This is a genomic window from Bartonella sp. AA81SXKL (assembly GCF_042196945.1).
In the GTDB taxonomy this organism is placed as follows: Bacteria; Pseudomonadota; Alphaproteobacteria; order Rhizobiales; family Rhizobiaceae; genus Bartonella.
In genome coordinates this window covers 1-564 of sequence record NZ_JBHIRH010000397.1, presented here as the reverse complement: position 1 = coordinate 564, position 564 = coordinate 1, and the positions used below count along the sequence as shown (strand labels likewise).

Below are 564 nucleotides of genomic sequence, written 5' to 3'. Positions count from 1 at the left end.
TTATCGCTGGTACCAATCCAATCTATGTGCTGGAAAATGATGCACAGAGCGGAAAGATCACCATGGAAGCAGGTAAAGATATCATCTTTGAAAGTGCACAAAACACGCAAAGCACACAAAACAGCAGTGAAAGTGCTTCAATGAGTGTTGGCACCGGTTATGGCACGGGTGGCGCAGGGGCAACGGGCAGTGCTGCTTTTAGTCAAGGGGAAGGTTCCAGTGAGGAAGTTCAACACAAAAACAGCCATATTATAGGCACCGGCACTGTTCATACCACGAGTGGGGCAAACACCACATTGGCAGGCGCCGTGGTTTCTGGAGAGCGTGTAGAAATGGAAGTAGGGGGTGATTTTGCCATTACCAGCCGCAGTGATACGGGACAAACTTCCAGTAAGCAAAACTCTGTTTCTGTTGGGTTTGGTGCTGGACAAACGGGTGGTGGGGGGGCCATGAGCGCCTCTTTCCAAAACGATAAATCCTCTAGTGATTATCATAGTGTTGTGGAACAATCAGGCATCAAAGCGGGTGATGGCGGCTTTAATATCATAGTTAAAGACAAAACAA

Annotated in this window: 1 protein-coding gene; it reads left to right on the top strand. The window is 48.0% G+C overall.

Annotated elements, in window-relative coordinates:
- The coding region (locus ACFINZ_RS11915; protein ID WP_375701637.1) for a hemagglutinin repeat-containing protein at nucleotides 1–564 on the top strand (564 nt) is incomplete at both ends.